Below are 19,336 nucleotides of genomic sequence, written 5' to 3'. Positions count from 1 at the left end.
AGCCTCCACGCATCGCCTTGGATTCTGCCAGTGAACACTGGCGCAATGGGACTGTAGAGCAGCCCCGTACCGAGCGGTAGGGGTCGGGAGCGGGAAAGTTACCGGCGGTACAACATAGGCTGCGGGCGTGGCAGAGGACGCAGAACGCAAGGAAGGCGGGCGCGAGTACCGCATGGAGGAGCTGGCGCGGCTGGCCGGCATCACCGTGCGCACGCTGCGCTTCTACCGCGAGCGCAAGCTGATCCCGCCGCCCCGCCGCGAGGGCCGTATCGCCTGGTACGACGACCACCACCTGGCCCGTCTGCGCACCATCGCCGCCCTGCTGGAGCGCGGCCACACCCTGAACGGCATCGCGGAGCTCGCCGAAGCCCTCGACCAGGGCCGAGGCGTCGCCGACCTGCTCGGCGTCGGCACCCCCACCGAGGAGGAACCGGTCCGCCTCACCCCGGAGGAACTGGCCGCCCGCTTCGAGGGCGAGGTCACCCCCGAGAACCTCGCCGCCGCCATGGAACTGGGCTACCTGGGCACGGACGGCGACGAGATCGTCCACATCAGCCGCCGCCTGCTGGACGTCTCCTCCGCCCTGGTCCGCGAGGGCATCCCGCTCGCCGAGGTCCTCACGGCCGCCGCCCGCGTCCGCGAACACGCCGACGCCCTGGCCGAACTCTTCACCGACCTGATCCTGCGCCACGGCCCCGAGGAGGACCTCCAGCGCCTGCGCCCGCTGGCCCGCAGCGTGGTGGAGGCGGAACTGTCGCTGGCGCTGGACCGGAGGTTGCAAAAGCAGGGGGACGGGTAACGTCCCCAGCGTCACACGTCCATCCGGCCCCCCTCGGCTCCCATGGCCGCCGGGCGGCGGCCATCGGTGGCAGGGGGGAGCCAGACAGTGTCCGAAGAGGAACGGACCACGCGCGAGGAGGCGACGGAGCGTGCCTGGCGGGTGCACGCCGTACTCGCGGAGTGGACCCGCACCGCCGACGCCAAGGCCTCCTTCGCCCTGGCCATGGAGTCCGCCGCCGTCGCCGCCGTGGTGGCGATGTCCGGCTCGGGACAGCGGCTGGGCCGCGTCTGCGGCCCGTTCCCCGAGACGCTCCTGTGGACGGGGCTGGCGCTGCTCGCGCTGTCCGCCGTGCTCGCGGTCCTCGCGGTACTGCCCCGCCACGACCGGGACGGCCGGGTGAGATCCGCCTACGCCGACGACTTCGTCTTCTACGGGCACATACGCCACTGGACTCCCGACGAACTCGCCGACAGCCTCTCCCGGCACGAACCGCTGCCCGCGCTGGCCCGCCAGCTGGTCACCATGAGCCGCATCCTCTGGGTCAAGCAGCGGCTGGTGCGGCAGTCGCTGCTGACCGCGGTCGCCGGCTGTCTGCTGATCGCGGTCGCCGCCCTCACCGGCTGACCGCTGACCGAGGAAGGGAGGACGGCGATGGCCGCTGATGTCCCGGGTGGCGGCCCCGTCGGACGCGGGCCCGGCCGGACCCCGTTCTGGGACCTGCTGGACGACCCCGCCCGCGCCGCGCTGCGCCGCGCCGGACGGATGGCGGCGTACGCGGCCCGCGAAGAGCTGCTGCGCCAGAACGACCTCACCGATCACCTCCTCGTCGTGGGCCGCGGATGCGTGAAGGTGACCTCCGTCTCCGCCGCCGGCTACCAGGCGGTGCTCGCGCTGCGCAACCCCGGTGACCTGCTCGGCGAACAAGCGGGGCTCGACGGCGGCCCCCGGTCGGCGACGCTGACCGCCGTCACCCCCGTGGCGGCCCTGGTGATACCCGCCGCGGCGTTCCGGTCGGCGGCCCGTGACCATCCGGTCATCACCGGCGCCGTCCACCGGGTGCTGTCCGCCCGGCTCCGGGACGCCGACCGGCACCGCACCTCGGCGGGCGCGGACCCGGTCGCCTCCCGGCTCGCCGGACTGCTGCTGGACCTCGCCGCCACCCACGGCCGGCGGCGCGCCTCCGGCACCGTGGAGATCGGACTGCCGCTGTCCCAGGACGACTTCGCAGGTCTGGTCCTCGGCTCCCGCAGAACCGTCAGCCGCGTCCTCGAACAGTGGCGCGCCGACGGCTGGGTGACCACCGGCCGCACCCATCTGACCATCGAGAACCCCGACGCCCTGAAGCGGGTGCGGGAGGGCGGGCCGGCGGCGGGCAGCGGGTGACCGGCCCGCGGCTCACAGGTCCGTCCAGGCCAGCCGGTCGAGGCCGTACTCGTCCGCGAGGGGGTTCCACGCCGCGACGAAGTCCTGCTTCGCCTTCGTGGCGTCGGCGTTCGCGGCGGCCGCGTCGTGCCAGGCGCTCGTCGCGGCGGCGCTGCCGGAGGTGCAGTCGCCCGACACGGCGTCCACCACGCGCACATAGGCTCGGTCCGCCTTCTCCGAACTGCGCCAGGCGGTGCGCAGGTCGGCGGCGAGGCCGTCCGGGAGCCGGTCGAGATCGAGCGCGTCCAGCTTGTCCACCAGTCCGGCCCGCGCGTCGGCCGCATCGGCGAACACCTGCCGGTCGTCCGACAGGTCGCTGCAGCGCCCCAGCGACGTCACCGCGTCGGCGACCCCGCCGCGCCGGCCGGTGTTCTCGGCCAGCAGTCCGTTCAGCGCGCGTGCCTGGGCCGCGCGGGCCGACGTGGTCGGGGCCTCGCTCTGCCGGGTGGTGGCGCCGCCGATGGCGTCGCTGCCGCTTGCGGAGCCGCCGCCGTGCCCGTTCCACCAGACGCCCAGGACGACGAGGAGCACGATGATCCCGATCACCGCCGCGGCCACTGCGCCCGCCCGCGAGCGCGGCGGACCGCTCGCCGCAGGGCGGTACGGGGGCGGGACGAACGAGGGCACGGGCCCGCCGGCCGGTGCACCCGCAGCGGGAGCGGGAACGCCCTGCGGGCGGGGGCCGCCCGGCACCCCGGGGCCCGCACCGGCCGGTCGCGTGCCCGCGGAGGCCGCAGCGGCCGACGGCCCGCCGGCCGGACGCCGCCCGGGGCCGGGCCAGGTGACGGGCGCGGTGTCGAACGCCCGGCGCAGTGGATCGAGCCACTCGGAGAGTTCGGGCCGGTCGGACGGTGTGCTGCTCAGGCCGCGCTCGGCCAGGTCGCCCACGGCCTGGTCGACCTGCCGCAGGGCATGCGTGTCATGCCCGTGCTGTTCGTGCAGGAACAGACGCGTCGCGAGGAGCGCGAACTTGTAGCCGTCCCCCCGCGTCGTCTCGGGTGCCTCACCGGCGGGCAGTTCCCAGCCGGGCGTCTGCACGGGTTTGAGCGCCCATGCGCCGGCCACGCCCATGGCGTCGCAGTCGATCAGGAAGCAGCCGGGCCGCGGCCCCGACAGCGAGAACAGCAGGTTCTTCGGGGACAAGTCACCGGCGACCACGCCGAGTTCGTGCAGCCGCTGCAGGGTGTCGGCGAGGGCGAGCAGCAGGCCGAACGTCTGACGGGGCGACACCTCCCCCACCATCTTTTCCACGAAATCGAGGGGATTGAGCAGGAACTCGAAACCGAGTGTCTTCCGGGCGCCCGAGGGCACGGTGATGAAGAACTCGTCCGGGATCTGCCGCATCAGGAAGCCGCGGACGTCCGGCCCCTCGGTCACCAGCGCCGCGGGCCAGGCCGTGTGCCGGGCCATCCACTCGCCCACCTCGGCCGGCCTGCCGGGCAGGAACGCGACCATGCGGTCCAGTACCTCGACCTGCAGCTCGCCAAGCGCCTTCGGCTTGTACTCCTTGTAGGCCACCGGCCAGGTCTTGTTGATCAGCCGCTTCTCGACTTCCCACACGGTGCCCTGGCCGCCGTCCCCCAGGGTCCGGCCCAACACCAGCCGCGCCTTGGGGATCCGCACGGCTCCGGAGCCGGTCACCGTGTCCCACCGGGCAGGCGGTGGCGGGGCCAGATGGCGAGCAAGGTGCGGTCGTCGTCGAACGTCTCCCGCGAGAAGTCCAGCAGGTGGGCCAGGGTCCTCGGTTCCGGCGGCGGCACCGTCAGCCCCTCGGCGAACAGCTCTCCGACCAGGCCCGTTCCATCGCCGAGCGGGACACCGAAACCGTCGGTGCCCACCAGGAGGACCCCGTCCGCCGGGAGCGTGTACGTCAGCGGCCGCGAGCGCGCCGACAGCCGGGGCAGGGCGACCACCGCCGTACTGGAGATCTCGTCGGAGCCCGTGTCCTCGTCGTGCAGCAACGGCGCGTACCGGCCCCCTTGCAGACACCAGGCCGAGGAGTCCCCGGCGCGGATCACCGTCACCCGCATGGCGCCGCCCTCGAGCGGTGTGACCGTGCCGGTCACGAGGGTCGTGGCCAGCGTGCCGACCGCCTCCGCCCGGTCGGCCTCGGACGGCTCCCGGCCGTGCGCGACCCGCATGAGCAGTTGGTACGCGGCGGCTTTCAGGACCCGGGACCAGTCCGGGCCCGGCCGGTCCTCGCCCAGCTGGACCAGCAGGTCGTTCACGGCCGTACGGCAGGCCAGCGCGGCCCCCACGTGCGAGAGGCGGGCCGAGGAGACTCCGTCGGCCACGGCGAAGACGACCGTGCCGGTCGGCTCGTGCCAGGCGACCACCACGTCGTCCTGCCGGGGCCGGCCGCCGAAACGGTGCGCGTCCCCCCGCACGGAGGCCAGCCGGACGGTCAGGTGCGGGGTCGACCACCCGTCGAAGACTGTGTCGGGGCGGTAGGGGTCGGCGGGCGGCGGCTTTGGCTCCACGTGCGCCGCCGGGGTGCCGAGCACGATGCGCCGCCATCGGCCCGCCTCCTGGCCGGAGCCGGGCCCCGGCGTGCCGTGTCCCCGCTGTGGCGCGGGCTCCTGGGCGCTCGGCGCCGCGTGCCGGGGCCCCGGGGCGGCAAGCGCTCCCGCCTCGCCCGGCGCACCGCCGCGGGCCTGCCGCGCCTGAGGCGGTACACCGTCACCGGCCCGCGCACCCGCGCTCGAGCGCCCCGCACCGGGCGCCTCCCACCACGCCGCGGCGCCGTGCGCCGCCGGCCGCGTGCCCGACGCCGGCACGTCCGAGCGCCCCGCACCGGAAGCCTGCCGCCACCCCGCGCCACCGTACGACGGGGACTCGCCCGGCCCACCCTCGTAGGACGACGACCGATCCGGCCCACCCCCGTACGACGACGAACGATCCAGCCCACCCTCATACGACGACGAACGATCCGACCCGCGCTCGTCGGACAACCGACCCGACCCACCCTCGTACGAGGACGACCGACCCGACCCACCCCCGTACGAGGACGAACGATCCAGCCCACCCTCATACGACGACGAACGATCCGACCGGCGCTCGTCGGTGGACAACCGGCCCGACTCACCCTCGTAAGCCGACGACCGACCCGACCCATCCTGGTACGGCGGCCCGTCCGGCCCGTGCCGATGCCGTGTGTCCGGCCGTGCCGTGCCCTCCTGTGGCTGTGCGGCGGGCCCGCCCTGCGGGGTGGTCTGCTGCCGGGTGTCGTACGGCCGGCTTGCGCCCGGCTGCCCGGGCCGGGGCGGGCTGCCGGGCTGCCGCGGTGCGGCGAGGTCCGGGCCGTCGTACTCCGGGACGGAGTAGTCGGGAACGTCGTATGCCGGCACCGTGTACTCGGAGACCGCGTAGTCGGAAACCCGGTACTCGGGTGCCGGTGGCACCGGCGGCACGGGCGGTGCCGAGGGCTGCCGCGTCGCATCGTGCCGCTGGTCGGGGGGCGGCGCGGGGTCCGTCGGATCCGGGGCGTCCCCTCCCTCGGCCGGCCGGCCCTTCCCCCACCGAAACCGCGCCCGTTTCTCCACGTCAGACCTCGTCGATCGCGAGCCTGAAGCCCTCCGGCTTCTCCACCACCAGCTCGGGCTGCCCCGACGCCATCGCGTTGCCGGACTCGACCACGCTCTTGGTGAGCGCGGTGAAGAACTTGGCGATGGAGTCCCCGAGTTGGGCTCCCGGGATGGACACGAACGCGAACTCCTGCTGTGTCGCCACCGACAGAATGGTCTCGGCACGGGCCTCACCGATCCCGAACGCGATGACGTTCGGCGCCGCGCCGGTGACGGACCGGTCGGTGAGCCGGCGGTGCGTCTCGCGCCACTCCTCGCCACAGGTGGGCTGCCCGTCGCTGAGGAAGAAGACAGCGGGCCGGTGCACCCGGTAGCCCTGGGACTTCAGGGTCCGCACATCCTGCGGGATGCGCTTCAGCAGCGCCCCGAACGCCGCGTCGTAGTTCGTGCCGCCGCCCGCCGACAGCCGTGGCAACTCAGCCTCGCTTCTCAGGTCGGCCAGGATCAGCCGTTCCGTCACGCCGCCTGCGAAGCCCAGCACCGAAAAGCGCACCTTGGCGGCCGCCATCGGCTCGCCCAGCAGCGCGACGTGCAGCGACTTCATCCCCTCGTTGAGGTCGCCGACGTAGTCCGTCATCGACCCCGACTCGTCCGCGAGGACGTACACGGGCAGCAGTTGCCCCAGTGTCTCGGCCATCCCAGTTCTCCCCTCGACCGTTCAGCTCTCGTGCTCGGCCACGACCGGCCTGAGCCCCTGTGGGCACTCCAGCCGCAGCTCCATCTGCCCGGCGAGCGCGCTCCGGCCCAGGTGCAGCAGCGTCCGCTGCAACAGGACCGAGAACTGCACCGCCGACTGCGCCGGATCCGCCCCCTCGACGGCGACGACGCCCAGCTCGGGCCGCGAGGCGAGCCGTTGCACCGCACGGACGCGGCCCGGTCCGATCCCGCAGGCCACAAGGTGCGGAAAGTACTTGTGTGCCATCAACTCGGCGTGCACGGCGGGCCATTCGACGTCGTCCTCGGCCTGGCCGACGGCGAGGAAGATGACGACGGGCCGCAGCACGCGCGGCACCTGCTCCTTGAGCCGCTCCGTCTCCAGCGGCACCAGGTCCAGCAGCCGCCGCAGCACCGGCCGGTAGCGGCAGCCGGGCGCGGTGGTCAGTCCCGGGACGCCGGTGCGCCAGGAGACCTCGGTGAGCGGCAGCACCACATCGGCGCCGTCGGCGTACGTGATCACCGACAGGCGGATCGCACCGGCCACGTCGGGGCTGTTGGCGAGGAGCGTCTGTATCGAGCGCAGCGCGTTCCCCAGGTCGGTGATGCAGCCGGCCGCTGCCGCCGAGATGTCCAGGACGACGTACACCGGGATCAGTCCGCTCGGCGGCGCGGAAGCGGGGGCCGGGGTGCTGCCGCCCCACTGCACGGGCCCGCCACTCGGTACGGCCGCGGGCGCGGACGCCGAGTAGTCCGGGCCCTGGGGTACGGATCCCGTGGTGAACGAGGGGGCGATGCCGGCGTCCGGTCGTTCGAGGACACCGGCCACTCCCGTGCCGGGGACGCTCGGACCGAGCACGCCCTGCCGCAGCCCGGGCAGGTCGACCTCGCGGATCACGCCGCGCTCGACGAGGTACTTGACCATCTCGGCGTGCCGCTGGTCGCGGATCTCGTGCTGGGCGGCCTCGGCCTCCCGGACCCGGGCCAGCAGCTCAAGGGCGTGCGCGGTCTCCTCCGGGTGGCGGACCAGGTGCTCCCGCACGAGGCTCTCGAAGTCGAGCGGGGTGCCGTCCAGCGTGGCGCGCTCCGCCGCCTGCCGGCGTCTGCGGCCCTCGGCATGGATGTCCTCGATCAGCTCGTCGGAGCGGGCCTCGCCGACCCGCGCCTCATGGGTGTGCACCCCCAGGCGGGCGCGCCGCCGGGCCTCCTCCAGCTCCTTGATGTGCCGGGCGGCCGCGTCGTCGGGCTCCATCTGGACCTTGCAGTGGTAGATGGTGATGCCCTCGGGCAGGCGGATCTCCCGGTCCAGCTCGTGGTTGACCGCCAGCTGTGCCGACATGGCCTCGGTGATCGCGAAGCGGGCGGCGCACAACCGGATCCGGTCGGTCAGATACCCGTACACCACGCCCAACGCGTCCCGCACGTTCCTGGTCACCACCAGCGCCGGATCGTGCACCCGGAAGCCGACATCGATCGTCGCCTGAAACCGGTGCCCGCCGTCCTTGCAGGTCAGCGGCGTCTTGGTGACGGCGGCCTGGCGCCGGTGATCGCTGAGGTCGACGACGTAGCAGGCGCGGTTCTTGCCGAACCAGCGCTGTCCGAACGTACGGACCCGCTCGACCTCGAAGGGGCCGCCCTCGACCGGGTAGACGATCGCCACGGCGGGCGGAAGGTTCGGCAGCTCGCCCACCCGGCTGCGGGCGATCGCACGGTCGTTGAGGATCAGCGAAACGGTCATCGTCACACCCTTTCCAGGTCGAGCTGCGCATGCACCATGGCGGCCGTCAGCGGCAGCCGTGCGATCCGCTCCGGGTGGATCCAGGCGTCGGCGCAACCACGCAGGATCCGGCCCGAGCGCACGTCCCCGTGCGCGATGGCGCCGACGAGCAGCCGGAGCATCTCGCGCAGTTCCGGGTCCCGCTCGGCCAGCGCGGCCCAGCCGCCGATGACCTGCTCCGCCTCGTCGTGGAAGAAGGACTCGTTCAGCGCGCCGCGCCATAACCGCACGAAGGGGTCGCGCAGTTCGGGCCTGTGGTGGGCCAGGTAGAGCAGGGTCGGCCACTCGGGCGTCCCGCCGCCCGGCGCACCCGGCTCGATGTCCTTGGTCTCCACGACCACCTGGGCGGCGACGATCAGGAAGGCGAGTGTCGCCGCACGGCCCGAGCGATGCTCCTCGGCCCTGGCCCGCAGCATGGACAGCACGGATCCGGTCACGTCCGGGTCGCCGGCCACCAGGTCGGCCAGCGCCAGGCCGACGGCCACGGCCACCGTCACGCTGTCGACCGCGAGCAGCCGGGCAAGCTCCTCCACGGGGCGACCGGACACCGCTCCCAGGCCGTGCACGCGGGCCGCGGTGGCCCGCGGCGCGGGACGCTCGTCCGCGTACCAGCCGTCGACCAGGGCGGCCGCCTGCTCCCGCACCCAGGGGTGCTGGCAGGCCACGGACAGGGCGTAGGCGACGGCGGTGCGGCGCAGCGCGTTGTCGCTGCGCGCCCAGGGGCCGAGGATACGGCGCTCGATGTGCCGGTAGGCCTCGGCGGCGAGCACTCCGAGCCCGGAAGCCGCCGCGTAGACGCGCACCTGCTCCGCGGGGTGAACCACCAACTCGGCGATCCAGTCGAGCAGTTCACCCTGGATCTCGTACTGGGTCCAGGCGTGCACGATGACCCGGCGCGCATAGCCGGGGTCCTTGTACTCCAGTACCTTGCCCGGCTCGCCGTCCGGCTTGTCCAGTTCGTGGGCGCGCAGCCGCAGCAGCTGCCGCCGCCGGGACGTCTCGAAGGGGTCCCGGACGCGGGGCACCCGCCCGTCGGGTCCGACGGCCCTGACGTACGGGGTGTCGTCCTCCAGCCGTTCGCGCAGCGACCGGGCGGCCTCGGCGACGTCCTCCTGCGGCAGGCCGTTGAGCACGGCGAGGGCCAGCGCGAAGCTGCGGGCGGCGGCGTCCGGCAGGCCCTCGGCCCAGATCTCGAAGTCCTCCACCTCCAGCCTGGCCCGGTGCTCGCGCAACCGGTCCAGATCGACGCCGCCGGTCAGGTCGTACTGCTCGCTCAGCGCCGCGGCAAGGTCCCCGGCCTGCCGGCAGGCCGGGACATCGCCCAGCAACTCGGTGATCACCGCACGCACGTCGTCGCGGGCCAGCAGCCGGTCGGCGTCGTGTTCGGTGAGCCGCCACCGCAGGTGCGCGCGCACCACGTCGAGGGGGCGCGGAGCGTCCGTGAGGTCCCGGACGGCGGCGAGGAGTTCACCGTCGGCGAGTTCGCCGACCGTCACCGTGACGACCATCCAGGCGTCCGCCTGCGCGAGTGCGCCCTGGACCTTCTCGTACGTGGCGCGCCCGAGGTGGGCGATGTCGTCGGGGCGCTCCAGCAGGAACCCGGCGCCGGGCTCGATGACTCCGCTGTCGTTCTCCAGCTGCTCGGCGAGGTGGGCGAGGTCAACGCCGCTGTCCAGGTGGTAGAGCGTGCCCCGGCAGGCCCCGAGGAGCAGCCGTACGGCCATCGCGGACTTGCCGCACCCCGCCGCTCCGCGCAGGATCAGCACCCGCTGCCGGGCGAGGGCGTCACGGGCGTCGGGCAGGTCGGCGGGCGCGCAGTAGGCGAACCGGACGCGTTCGGCGATGAGCGGGGACAGCACGCGCAGCCTGCGTCTGCCGCCGCCGAGCAGGACCACGTACTTGTCGCCGCCGACCATGTCGCCCTCGACGTTGGCGACGGCGTGCTGCAGATGCCCGCGCCGCTGCGAGCCCTGCCCGAGCTGGCCGGTCGCCTCGTACGACTCCGCACCCGGGCCGGACTGCGGTGGCGGCGCCGCGCTGTCGTCCGCGCCCGCCGCCGGCTGCCCCGCGGGCGGGCCGTCGGGGGTGTCCACGGCGGGTTCCCGGCCCGGACCCGGGGCGGGCGGTTGGGCCGCGTTGCCCGCCCCGCCCGCCGCGGATCCCCCCGGCCCGGCCGCCGGCCGGCTCCCCCCTGCTGAACCGGCGGCCGGGGCTCCTGCGGGAGTGCCGGCCGTCACGGCCGGACGCTCCCGGTGGTGTGGATGGTCACGTGTTTGTCGTGGGCGATCTGGTCGCCCTGGACGGTCTGGGCGTACTGCGAGACAGTGGGCCGGTCATCGGCGGCGTCCGGGTCCGGTGCGGTCGTGGCGGAGGCAGGCGGTCGGGCGCAGTCGCCGGGCGTCTCGGGGGCAGGTGTCCGCTCGCCGGGGACGGTGGGGGCCGAAGCGGCCGGCCGGTCGTCGGATGCCGGGGTGGCGGCCGCGGGGGCCGGCCCCTGGGGGGCGGACGGCTGCCGCAGCCCCGGAGGGGCCGGATATCCGGGCACGGTGATCCAGCTGCTGATCGTCTCGCCGTGCTTGGTGGTGAAGGCGCAGGGCAGGTAGGCCGCCGGGTCGATGCCACGGTGGCCGTGGCCGATCACACCGCGGTGGACCTCGTCGGAGACGGCGAACACCATCCGCGCCGACGGGGCGGCGGTCAGCACGTCCCGCAGCGGCTGGGCGTCCACCAGCCGGCATGCCGTGTTGACGGCGTCGCCCGACCAGCCGTGCTCGTCGCGTGCCGCCAGTCCCTGGTGCAGGGCCAGGCGCAGCCGCAGCGCGTGTTCCGCGTTCGACTGCTCCGCGTACTCGCCGAGCTCGACGTCCAGTTCGCGTACGAACGGCCCGGCGATGAGCACGGGGGACACGGACGGCTTGACCAGCATCAGCACTCCGTCGCCGCGGTCCTCCGCCGCGGTGTCCGCCACGGCGAGCCCGGCACGCTCCATCGCGCCGGCCAGCGCCCGGTACATCGCGGCCCGCACCCGCCGCTGCACGGGGTCGCGGCGCGAACTGAAGTTCTCGACGTCCAGCACCATGATCCAGTGGTGCGTGGCCTCTCCCGCCATGCTCGTGCCTCCCCGTACTGCCCGTACTCCCCGTGCTCCGCGGGCCTTCCGGTGCTCCCGGTGCTCTCCGCGGGCGTGCCGTTGATCGATCGGCTCCACCAGTAGACGGCATACGGAGGGGGACGGTCCACGCCATTTGGCGCACTCGCGGGAATGGCCGAAAACGATCCGTGACAGACGTTCGAAAACGCGGCACACGCCTTCGAGAGCCTGGCAGGGGCGGGCGTACGGCTGGAAGTTGTGACGGCTAGAGGTCGTAGACGACGGTCACGGGCGCGTGGTCGGACCAGCGCTCGGCGTGCGTGGCCGCGCGCTCCACCAGGCCCTTGACCGCGCGCTGGGCGAGACCGGGCGTCGCCACCGCAAGATCGATCCTCCACCCTGAATCGTTGTCGAAAGCCCGCCCCCGGTACGACCACCAGGTGTACGGCCCCTCGACGTCCGGGTGCAGGGCCCGTACGACGTCGACGTAGCCGCCGTCCTCCGCCGCGAACACCCGGCCGAGCCACTCGCGCTCCTCGGGCAGGAAGCCGGAGTTCTTGGTGTTGCCGCGCCAGTTCTTGAGGTCGGCCTGCTGGTGGGCGATGTTCCAGTCGCCGCAGACGACCACCTCGCGCCCGTCGGCGGCGGCCCGCTCGCGCAGCGTCTTGAGGTGGGCGAGGAACTCGTCCATGAAGCGGACCTTCTCGTCCTGCCGCTCGGTGCCGACCTCGCCGGAGGGCAGGTAGAGGGAGGCAACGGTGACGCCGGGCAGGTCGGCCTCGACATAGCGGCCGCTGCCGTCGAACTCGGCCGAGTCGAAGCCGACCCGGACGCGATCGGGCTCGCGCCGGGTGTAGAGGGAGACGCCCGCACGGCCCTTGGCGGCGGCCGGGGCGTGCACGACGTGCCAGCCGTCGGGCTGCCGCACCTCCTCGGGCAGCTGGTGCGGCTCGGCGCGCACCTCCTGCAGGCAGACGACGTCCGCTTCCGTCTGCGCGAGCCACTCCACGAAGCCCTTCTTGGCGGCGGCTCGCAGCCCGTTCACGTTAACCGAGGTCACAGTCAGCACCCGGGCACGATACCGGCACACTGGTCGGAGCCCTCAAAGCCCGAGGCCCCACGTCTGCATAGAAGTACGATACTCAGCATGTATATACGTCGCGTTCGTTTCGATCATCCCGACGCCGTGAAGCTCAACAACGAGGTCCAGGCCGAGTACGCCGAGCGTTACGGCGACGACGGCGACGCCACCGTCCTCGACACGACGGACTTCGATCCGCCCCACGGTGTCTATCTGATCGCGTACGACGAGTTCGACCGCCCCGTGGCCACCGGCGGCTGGCGCAGCCAGGACCGCAACGAGGAGGGCAACGAGGACGGCGATGCCGAGCTGAAGCGCATGTTCGTCATAGCGGAGATGCGCGGCCGCGGCCTGGCCCGCCGGATGCTCACCACCCTGGAGGAGGACGCCCGCACGGCCGGCCGTGTCCGGATGGTCCTGGAGACCGGGACCAAGCAGCCGGAGGCCATCGCCCTGTACACCGCGAGCGGCTACGAGCCGTGCACCAAGTTCGGCTACTACCGCCACCACGAGGAGAGCCGCTGCTTCGCGAAGAAGCTGTAGACACGATGAAGCCCCGGTCGGCTCTCGCCGACCGGGGCTTCATGCTGCGTGGACCTGAGGGGATTTGAACCCCTGGCCCCCTCGATGCGAACGAGGTGCGCTACCGGACTGCGCCACAGGCCCTTGCAACGAGTGAAACTTTAGCATCCCGATCGGGGTGCTTGGAAATCCGTTCCCTGACTGGTCAGCGTGCCTTCCGGAGGTGTGGCGGGCGTCACTCGTTGGCCGCGCGCGGGCGGTCGCCGTCCTCGTACTGATCGAAGAGGGGGGTGCGCCCGCGCTCGCGCGACCGGCGTGCGGAGGCCGTGCGACGCGCGTCGCTGCGGCCGTCCGCCGGCTTGTCCCCGGACTCGGGCGCCTGCTCGTCCGCCTCGGCCTCCGGCGTGCGGCTCGCCTCGTGCTCCGGCGCCACCGAGCTGGAACGCGCAGAACTCCAGGTGTCGGGCGCCCCCAGATCCACGTCGGACGTGGCACGCGGCGCGACCGGCGCGGTCACATACGTCGGCAGGGGCACCGGCACCGGGTCCCAGCTGTCCCCGCCGGGCCGCCGCTGCCGCTCGCGCTGCTGGTCGACCCACTCGGCGTGGTCCGTCTGCTCGACCAGGGCGCGCCGGTCCGCGGCGAGTGCGGCGAGCCCGGTGTCCGTCTGGACCTGAGGGGCTTCCTCCGGTTCGTCGGCGCCCAGGCCCGCGTCGAGGGGCGCGCGGCGGCGCGGCTGGCGCTCCCGCAGCCGCTGGGCGGCCACCTCGGCACGCCGGCGGTCCATCTGGTAGGCGAAGCGGCGGCGCTCCTGGGAACGCAGGTAGGCGATGTACGCGCTGAGCAGCACGGCCGGCGCGGCGGGCGCCCACAGGAAGGCGAGCCCGCCGACGGCGGCGACGATCGCGCCCAGCGTGAAGGCGAGGAAGAGAACCACGGTGGTGCGCCTGCGGCGCGCGAGGACCTTCGAGCGCCGGGCCCGTGCTGCGGCCGCCTGCGCGGAGGGCGACTGCGCGGAGGACGCCTGGCGCGCGGACGGCACTCGCTTCTGCGCGGGCACGGAAGCGGAGTTGCGCGCCGGCGCAGAGCCGGAGTTGCGCGCCGGCGCGGCGTCGCGTTCTCGCTCCGGTTCCACCCTCCCGGACGCCTCGGGCTCGGCGTCGGCGTGCACCTGACGGCGGGTTGGAGGCATGGCGAAAGCCCGGACGTCCACCGAGTCGGTGGCGGCGTCCGGGTCGCGGGCGTCCGGCTCCCCCTCCTGGGCGGAGCGCGCCCGCAGGTCCTTGGCGTACCGGCGCTCCATTCCCGCCCGTCCGGACAGCAGCCGGATGGCGGTGCTGAAGCGTTCCGTCGGACGGGCCTCGTTCAGCTCGTCCTGCCTACGGAGCCACATCGGCACCAAGTAGGCGGCCCAGGCCCCGACAATGACTGCGTAGATGAGGCCGCTGCTGCTCACATCTCACACCGTAGAGGGGTTTGCATGAGGCCATCCGCCAATTGGGCCGGTGTGTCGCACGATCTGGCTGATATTTCCAGCATTTTTGCGACCGATGCGATCAGCGCACCGTCTCGGGCGGGAATTCATTGCCCCTGAGACGGTCAACAACCGATCAATTTCGAACACATATTCAATTTCCGGTGCTCTGGGGTTTCTGCCGCACCTGCTGGGAGCGTGCCCGCTGCCACCGCGCGAGCAAACCGTCGGGCACCTCTTCCGCGGTGAGCGCGAACACCAGATGGTCGCGCCAGGCCCCGTCGATGTGCAGATAGCGCGGCCGGAGGCCCTCCTCGCGGAATCCGAGTTTCTCCACGACTCGGCGACTGGGCCGGTTCTCGGGCCGAATGCAGACCTCGATGCGGTGCAGTCCGACGGTGCGGAAACAGTGGTCCACGACAAGCGCGACGGCCGTCGGCATCACCCCGCGCCCGGCCACCGCCTCGTCCACCCAGTAGCCGACGTGCCCCGAGCACATCGATCCCCAGGTGATCCCGGCGACCGTGAGCTGGCCGACGAGCCGCCCCTGGTACTCGATGACGAACGGCAGCATCCGGCCCGCGTTGGCCTCGGAACGCAGGTGCCGGACCATCTGGCGGTAGGTCGGCCGGTGCGCGATCGGCCCGCTCGGCGTGGGCGGTGGAATGGTCGCCTCCCAGGGGCGCAGCCAGTCCCGGTTGCGCCGGTTCACCTCCCGCCAGGCCCGCTGGTCGCGCAGCCTTATGGGCCGGAGGACGACATCGCCGTCCGCCAGCACGACGGGCCAGGAAGGGCTGTTCAGCTCGCACCCCCGCTGCTGGGTCTGAGGTGGTCGCCGCCGCGGATCTGGTCGACGGCGTGGACCAGCAGGGGCTCCAGCACGGCGAGGCCGTCCTTCACGCCGCCCGTGGAGCCCGGCAGGTTGACGATCAGGGTCCGGCCCGCGACCCCGGCCAGGCCCCGGGAGAGCGCCGCGGTCGGAACCTTCTCGCGCCCGAACGCCCGGATGGCTTCCGCGATGCCCGGCACCTCGTGGTCGATCACCGCCCGGGTCGCCTCGGGTGTGCGGTCGGTGGGCGAGATCCCGGTGCCGCCGGTGGTGACGATGGCGTCGTACCCGGCGTCGACTCCCGCGCGCAGGGCCGCCTCCACGGGCTCCCCGTCCGGGACGACCCGGGGACCGTCGACGGCGAAACCGAGGCTCTTCAGGCCGTCGGCGACCAAGGGGCCGCCCTTGTCCTCGTAGACGCCCGCGGCAGCCCTGTTGGAGGCGGTGACCACCAGAGCCCGGTAGGTCATGCCCGGCTCCAGTCGCCCGACTTGCCGCCCGTTTTCTCTTCCACCCGCACGTCCGTGATGACCGCTCCCTTGTCGACCGCCTTGACCATGTCGATCACGGTGAGCGCGGCGACCGTCACGGCGGTGAGGGCCTCCATCTCGACACCCGTACGGTCCGTCGTCTTCACGGTGGCCTGGATCTCCACCGCGTCGTCCGCGACCGACAGGTCCAGTTTCACACCCGACACCGACAACGGGTGGCACAGCGGAATCAGGTCCGGGGTGCGCTTGGCGCCCATGATCCCGGCGATCCGCGCGGTGGCGAGGGCATCGCCCTTGGGCATCCCCTCGCCGCGCAGCAGCTCGACCACGCGGGGCGAGACGAGGACGCGGCCGCTGGCGCGGGCGGTGCGCGCGGTCACGTCCTTCCCGGACACGTCGACCATGCGGGCCGCGCCCGCCTCGTCGATGTGCGTCAGTCCGTCCTGCGCAGGGGGTCCGGAGGTCTCCCCCCGGAATGACTCAGTCATGCTGTGTGCCGCTCCCGGTCCGGGCCCGGCGCAGTGCGGTGCGCGGGCCTGTTGTGCGCGACACGGTACCGCCCTGTCCGCGCAGGCACCGGCCCAGGACCCCCGTCGGCCTTTCCGCACGCGCACGCGCGCGTGCCTCAGCCGAGCAGGACGACCTCCACCTCGGTGCCTGGCTCGACGGACTCCACGTCCTCGGGGACGACGATCAGCGCGTCGGCGTGCGCCAGCGCCGCGATCAGGTGGGAGCCGGCGCCGCCCACGGGGATGACCTCGCCGTCGCCGTAGGCACCGCGCAGGAACTGCCGGCGCCCCTTGGGCGAGCGCAGCGCCTGATCGGTCTTCAGGGTGGCCCGGGCACGGGGCCGGTGCACGTCCGTCAGGCCCATCAGGGTGCGGATGGCCGGACGCACGAACAGCTCGAAGGAGACGTACGACGACACGGGGTTGCCCGGCAGGGCGAGCAGCGGTGTGTGGTCGGGGCCGATGGAGCCGAAGCCCTGGGGCTTGCCGGGCTGCATGGCGAGCTTGCGGAACTCCACGCCGCTGCCCGCCTCGTCCTCGTCGCCGGCGTACGACAGCGCCTCCTTGACGACGTCGTACGCCCCGACGCTCACCCCGCCCGTGGTGACCATCAGGTCGGCGCGGACGAGCTGATCCTCGATGGTGGAGCGGAGGGTCTCGGCGTCGTCGGCGACGGCGCCCACCCGGTAGGCGATGGCGCCGGCGTCCCGCGCGGCGGCGGTGAGGGCGAAGCTGTTGGAGTCGTAGATCTGGCCGCCGGCCAGTTCCTCGCCGGGCTGCACGAGTTCGCTGCCGGTGGACAGCACGACCACGCGCGGGCGCGGGCGCACGCGTACCGTGCCGCGGCCGATCGCGGCCAGCAGTGCGATCTGCGGCGGGCCGAGGACCGTGCCGGCCTCCAGGGCGCGGTCGCCGGCCTTCACGTCGCTGCCCCTGGCGCGCACGTGTGCGCGTGCCTCGACGGGGCGGTGCACGCGTACCTGCCCCTCGGCGCCCTCGGGGGCCAGGCTGCGCGCCCGCATCCCGCTCGCCGGGCCTTCGCCGAGTCCGCCGTCGGTCCACTCCACCGGGACGACTGCCTCGGCGCCCGGCGGCAGCGGGGCGCCGGTCATGATCCGGGCGGCCTGGCCGGGGCCGACCCGGACCGGATGGGCCGCGCCCGCGGCGACGTCACCGACGACCTCCAGGGCGGCCGGGAACTCCTCGCTGGCGCCCGCCACGTCCGCGACCCGCACCGCGTACCCGTCCATGGAGCTGTTGTCGAACGGCGGCAGGGACACCGGCACCGTGACGTCGTCGACCAGGACGCAGCCCTGGGCGTCGAGCAGTTGCAGCTCGATGGGTTCGAGGGGACGGACGGTCGAGAGGATGTCCTCCAGGTGCTCGTCCACCGACCACAGGTCGTCCGGGCCGGTGGGGCGGGTCGCGGCGCTGCTCAAGATTGCTGCATCTCCTCGGCTACGTAACTGCGAAGCCAGGTCCGGAAGTCCGGACCCAGGTCTTCACGTTCGCACGCGAGTCTGACAATGGCACGCAGGTAGTCGCCACGGTCGCCGGTGTCATAGCGGCGGCCCTTGAAGACGACGCCGTGCACCGGTCCGCCGACCTTCTCGTCCGTCGCGAGCTGCTGGAGGGCGTCGGTGAGCTGGATCTCGCCGCCGCGGCCCGGCTCGGTCTTGCGGAGTATGTCGAAGATGTGCGGGTCGAGGACGTACCGGCCGATGACCGCGTAGTTCGAGGGGGCGTCCGCCGGCTCGGGCTTCTCGACGAGGCCGGTGACCCGTACGACGTCACCGTCGGCCGTCGCCTCCACGGCCGCGCAGCCGTAGAGGTGGATCTGCTCGGGCGCGACCTCCATGAGGGCGATCACGCTGCCGCCGTGCTGCTCCTGGACCTCGATCATCCGCTGCAGGAGCGGGTCGCGCGGGTCGATCAGGTCGTCGCCGAGGAGCACCGCGAAGGGCTCGTGGCCGACGTGCGGGGCGGCGCACAGCACGGCGTGGCCGAGACCCCGGGGGTCGCCCTGGCGCACATAGTGCATGGTCGCCAGGTCGCTGGACTCCTGCACCTTCGCGAGCCGTTCGGCGTCGCCCTTCTTCTCGAGCGCCGATTCCAGCTCGTAGTTGCGGTCGAAGTGGTCCTCGAGAGGACGCTTGTTGCGTCCGGTGATCATGAGGACGTCATCGAGCCCCGCCGACACGGCCTCCTCGACCACGTACTGGATCGCGGGCTTGTCGACGACCGGCAGCATTTCCTTGGGAGTGGCCTTCGTGGCCGGCAGGAACCGGGTACCGAGACCTGCTGCGGGAATGACAGCCTTACTGATCCTGGGGTGCGACTGAGTCATGCCCGCAACCTTATCCGGTGCCTTTGTCAGGAATCTGTGGCTCCGGTTGGTTGACCCTTTATGACGGCATTCAAGAAGGGTGCGAGAACGACCCGTGGAACACGACGGACGCGCGAGCGAGCCTGACAAGCGAATGTTGCGGCGGGAGCTCCTCTCGGTGAGGAAAAGGTTGCCGGACGATGACGTCGACGAGACGGGCCGCGCGCTGGCGGAGCGTGCCCTGGAGCTGCCCGAGCTCGCCCATGCGCGCACGGTGGCGGCGTACGTCTCCGTGGGGAGCGAGCCCGGCACGGGGGCGCTGCTGGACGCGCTGCGGGCGCGAGGCGTGCGGGTGCTGCTCCCCGCGCTCCTGCCCGACAACGACCTCGACTGGGGCGAGTACGCCGGCCCGGATTCCCTCGCGCGGGTCCAACACGGCGGGAAAATGGCGCTTTTCGAACCGTCCGGCGCGCGTCTCGGTCCGGACGCCGTCACGGCCGCGGACGTCGTGCTGCTGCCCGGGCTCGCGGTCGACGCGCGCGGGATGCGCCTGGGGCGCGGCGGAGGGTCGTACGACCGCGTACTGGCCCGTCTGGAGCGCGCGGGCGCACGCTCTCGGCTCGTGGTGCTGCTGTACGACACGGAGGTCGTCGCGCAGGTCCCGGCAGAGGCGCACGACAGGCCCGTGCACGCCGTGGTGACGCCCTCCGGCGTGCGCCGCTTCCCGAGCCCCTGACGGGACTCGCCGGCATGGAAAACGGCCCTCCACGCGCGCGTGGAGGGCCGTTTTCCATG

General features: G+C 73.1%; 18 protein-coding genes and 1 tRNA gene. 5 read left to right on the top strand and 14 right to left on the bottom strand.

Going from position 1 to position 19,336, the window contains the following annotated elements; all coding sequences use genetic code 11:
• Positions 1-172: 172 nt before the first annotated feature.
• The 3 genes from ACWCQS_RS25095 (at position 173) to ACWCQS_RS25085 (ending at position 2,164) form a co-directional block, all read left to right on the top strand.
• The gene (locus ACWCQS_RS25095; protein WP_451006677.1) at positions 173-799 is read left to right on the top strand and encodes a MerR family transcriptional regulator; all 627 of its coding nucleotides are present in this window, start codon (positions 173-175) and stop codon (positions 797-799) included.
• A gap of 87 nt (positions 800-886) precedes the next feature.
• Positions 887-1,405: a Pycsar system effector family protein gene (locus ACWCQS_RS25090; RefSeq protein ID WP_451006531.1), complete on the top strand. Its 519-nt coding sequence runs from the start codon at positions 887-889 to the stop codon at positions 1,403-1,405.
• 27 nt (positions 1,406-1,432) lie between these two features.
• A complete protein-coding gene (locus ACWCQS_RS25085) occupies positions 1,433-2,164 on the top strand; it encodes a Crp/Fnr family transcriptional regulator (protein WP_451006530.1) in 732 nt (243 codons plus the stop codon).
• 12 nt (positions 2,165-2,176) lie between these two features.
• On the opposite strand, the gene ACWCQS_RS25080 is transcribed toward ACWCQS_RS25085, so the two are convergent.
• From ACWCQS_RS25080 to ACWCQS_RS25050, 7 genes are all read right to left on the bottom strand, one after another.
• Positions 2,177-3,844 (bottom strand): hypothetical protein, encoded by a 1,668-nt coding sequence (locus tag ACWCQS_RS25080; protein ID WP_451006529.1) that lies wholly within the window; start codon positions 3,842-3,844, stop codon positions 2,177-2,179.
• Positions 3,841-4,980: a protein phosphatase 2C domain-containing protein gene (locus tag ACWCQS_RS25075; RefSeq protein WP_451006528.1), complete on the bottom strand. Its 1,140-nt coding sequence runs from the start codon at positions 4,978-4,980 to the stop codon at positions 3,841-3,843. Before ACWCQS_RS25075 ends, ACWCQS_RS25080 begins: the two co-directional genes overlap by 4 nt.
• Positions 4,981-5,746: 766 nt before the next feature.
• Positions 5,747-6,424: a vWA domain-containing protein gene (locus ACWCQS_RS25070; protein ID WP_451006527.1), complete on the bottom strand. Its 678-nt coding sequence runs from the start codon at positions 6,422-6,424 to the stop codon at positions 5,747-5,749.
• 21 nt (positions 6,425-6,445) lie between these two features.
• Positions 6,446-8,179, bottom strand: coding sequence for a vWA domain-containing protein (locus ACWCQS_RS25065; RefSeq protein WP_451006526.1), 1,734 nt, complete (start codon positions 8,177-8,179; stop codon positions 6,446-6,448).
• A gap of 2 nt (positions 8,180-8,181) precedes the next feature.
• Positions 8,182-10,311, bottom strand: coding sequence for a hypothetical protein (locus ACWCQS_RS25060; RefSeq protein ID WP_451006525.1), 2,130 nt, complete (start codon positions 10,309-10,311; stop codon positions 8,182-8,184).
• 140 nt (positions 10,312-10,451) lie between these two features.
• A complete protein-coding gene (locus tag ACWCQS_RS25055; RefSeq protein WP_451006524.1) occupies positions 10,452-11,327 on the bottom strand; it encodes a hypothetical protein in 876 nt (291 codons plus the stop codon).
• A gap of 247 nt (positions 11,328-11,574) precedes the next feature.
• Entirely contained in the window at positions 11,575-12,378 is an 804-nt protein-coding gene (locus ACWCQS_RS25050) for an exodeoxyribonuclease III (protein ID WP_451006523.1), read from the bottom strand.
• 78 nt (positions 12,379-12,456) lie between these two features.
• On the opposite strand from ACWCQS_RS25050, the gene ACWCQS_RS25045 reads away from it, so the two are divergent.
• A complete protein-coding gene (locus ACWCQS_RS25045; RefSeq protein WP_451006522.1) occupies positions 12,457-12,933 on the top strand; it encodes a GNAT family N-acetyltransferase in 477 nt (158 codons plus the stop codon).
• Positions 12,934-12,982: 49 nt separating this feature from the next.
• Here ACWCQS_RS25045 and ACWCQS_RS25040 read toward each other — a convergent pair.
• From ACWCQS_RS25040 to galU, 7 genes are all read right to left on the bottom strand, one after another.
• A tRNA-Ala gene (locus ACWCQS_RS25040) sits at positions 12,983-13,056 on the bottom strand.
• A gap of 91 nt (positions 13,057-13,147) precedes the next feature.
• The gene (gene sepX, locus ACWCQS_RS25035; RefSeq protein ID WP_451006521.1) at positions 13,148-14,368 is read right to left on the bottom strand and encodes a divisome protein SepX/GlpR; all 1,221 of its coding nucleotides are present in this window, start codon (positions 14,366-14,368) and stop codon (positions 13,148-13,150) included.
• Between the two features lie 172 nt (positions 14,369-14,540).
• Positions 14,541-15,164 carry a GNAT family N-acetyltransferase gene (locus ACWCQS_RS25030; RefSeq protein ID WP_451006520.1) on the bottom strand — a complete coding sequence of 208 codons (624 nt, stop codon included), beginning with the start codon at positions 15,162-15,164 and terminating at the stop codon, positions 14,541-14,543.
• Positions 15,165-15,184: 20 nt separating this feature from the next.
• Positions 15,185-15,685 (bottom strand): MogA/MoaB family molybdenum cofactor biosynthesis protein, encoded by a 501-nt coding sequence (locus tag ACWCQS_RS25025; protein ID WP_451006519.1) that lies wholly within the window; start codon positions 15,683-15,685, stop codon positions 15,185-15,187.
• Complete coding sequence (moaC, locus tag ACWCQS_RS25020; protein ID WP_388632245.1) at positions 15,682-16,194, bottom strand: cyclic pyranopterin monophosphate synthase MoaC; 513 nt, start codon at positions 16,192-16,194, stop codon at positions 15,682-15,684. The genes ACWCQS_RS25025 and moaC overlap by 4 nt, the downstream gene beginning before the upstream one ends.
• 137 nt (positions 16,195-16,331) lie before the next feature.
• Positions 16,332-17,654 carry a molybdotransferase-like divisome protein Glp gene (glp, locus tag ACWCQS_RS25015; protein WP_451006518.1) on the bottom strand — a complete coding sequence of 441 codons (1,323 nt, stop codon included), beginning with the start codon at positions 17,652-17,654 and terminating at the stop codon, positions 16,332-16,334.
• Positions 17,651-18,562, bottom strand: a complete 912-nt coding sequence (gene galU / locus ACWCQS_RS25010; protein WP_451006517.1) for a UTP--glucose-1-phosphate uridylyltransferase GalU — start codon at positions 18,560-18,562, stop codon at positions 17,651-17,653. Before galU ends, glp begins: the two co-directional genes overlap by 4 nt.
• A 133-nt stretch (positions 18,563-18,695) precedes the next feature.
• Here galU and ACWCQS_RS25005 point away from each other — a divergent pair, with 133 nt between their 5' ends.
• Positions 18,696-19,277 (top strand): 5-formyltetrahydrofolate cyclo-ligase, encoded by a 582-nt coding sequence (locus tag ACWCQS_RS25005; RefSeq protein ID WP_451006516.1) that lies wholly within the window; start codon positions 18,696-18,698, stop codon positions 19,275-19,277.
• The last annotated feature ends 59 nt before the right edge of the window (positions 19,278-19,336 follow it).

The sequence above is a fragment of the Streptomyces sp. NPDC002076 genome (genome assembly GCF_053593835.1).
Note: the sequence above shows the minus strand (reverse complement) of the source record. Positions and strands in the feature narration are given on the sequence as shown.

What these genes read in the sequence shown, in the direction of transcription:
- ACWCQS_RS25005 (WP_451006516.1), top strand. Translation starts at nt 18,696, where the DNA reads ATGTTGCGGCGGGAGCTCCTCTCGGTGAGGAAAAGGTTGCCGGACGAT.
- moaC (WP_388632245.1), bottom strand. Translation starts at nt 16,194, where the DNA reads ATGACTGAGTCATTCCGGGGGGAGACCTCCGGACCCCCTGCGCAGGAC.
- ACWCQS_RS25070 (WP_451006527.1), bottom strand. Translation starts at nt 6,424, where the DNA reads ATGGCCGAGACACTGGGGCAACTGCTGCCCGTGTACGTCCTCGCGGAC.
- ACWCQS_RS25045 (WP_451006522.1), top strand. Translation starts at nt 12,457, where the DNA reads ATGTATATACGTCGCGTTCGTTTCGATCATCCCGACGCCGTGAAGCTC.
- ACWCQS_RS25025 (WP_451006519.1), bottom strand. Translation starts at nt 15,685, where the DNA reads ATGACCTACCGGGCTCTGGTGGTCACCGCCTCCAACAGGGCTGCCGCG.
- ACWCQS_RS25085 (WP_451006530.1), top strand. Translation starts at nt 1,433, where the DNA reads ATGGCCGCTGATGTCCCGGGTGGCGGCCCCGTCGGACGCGGGCCCGGC.
- ACWCQS_RS25055 (WP_451006524.1), bottom strand. Translation starts at nt 11,327, where the DNA reads ATGGCGGGAGAGGCCACGCACCACTGGATCATGGTGCTGGACGTCGAG.
- galU (WP_451006517.1), bottom strand. Translation starts at nt 18,562, where the DNA reads ATGACTCAGTCGCACCCCAGGATCAGTAAGGCTGTCATTCCCGCAGCA.
- ACWCQS_RS25095 (WP_451006677.1), top strand. Translation starts at nt 173, where the DNA reads ATGGAGGAGCTGGCGCGGCTGGCCGGCATCACCGTGCGCACGCTGCGC.
- ACWCQS_RS25065 (WP_451006526.1), bottom strand. Translation starts at nt 8,179, where the DNA reads ATGACCGTTTCGCTGATCCTCAACGACCGTGCGATCGCCCGCAGCCGG.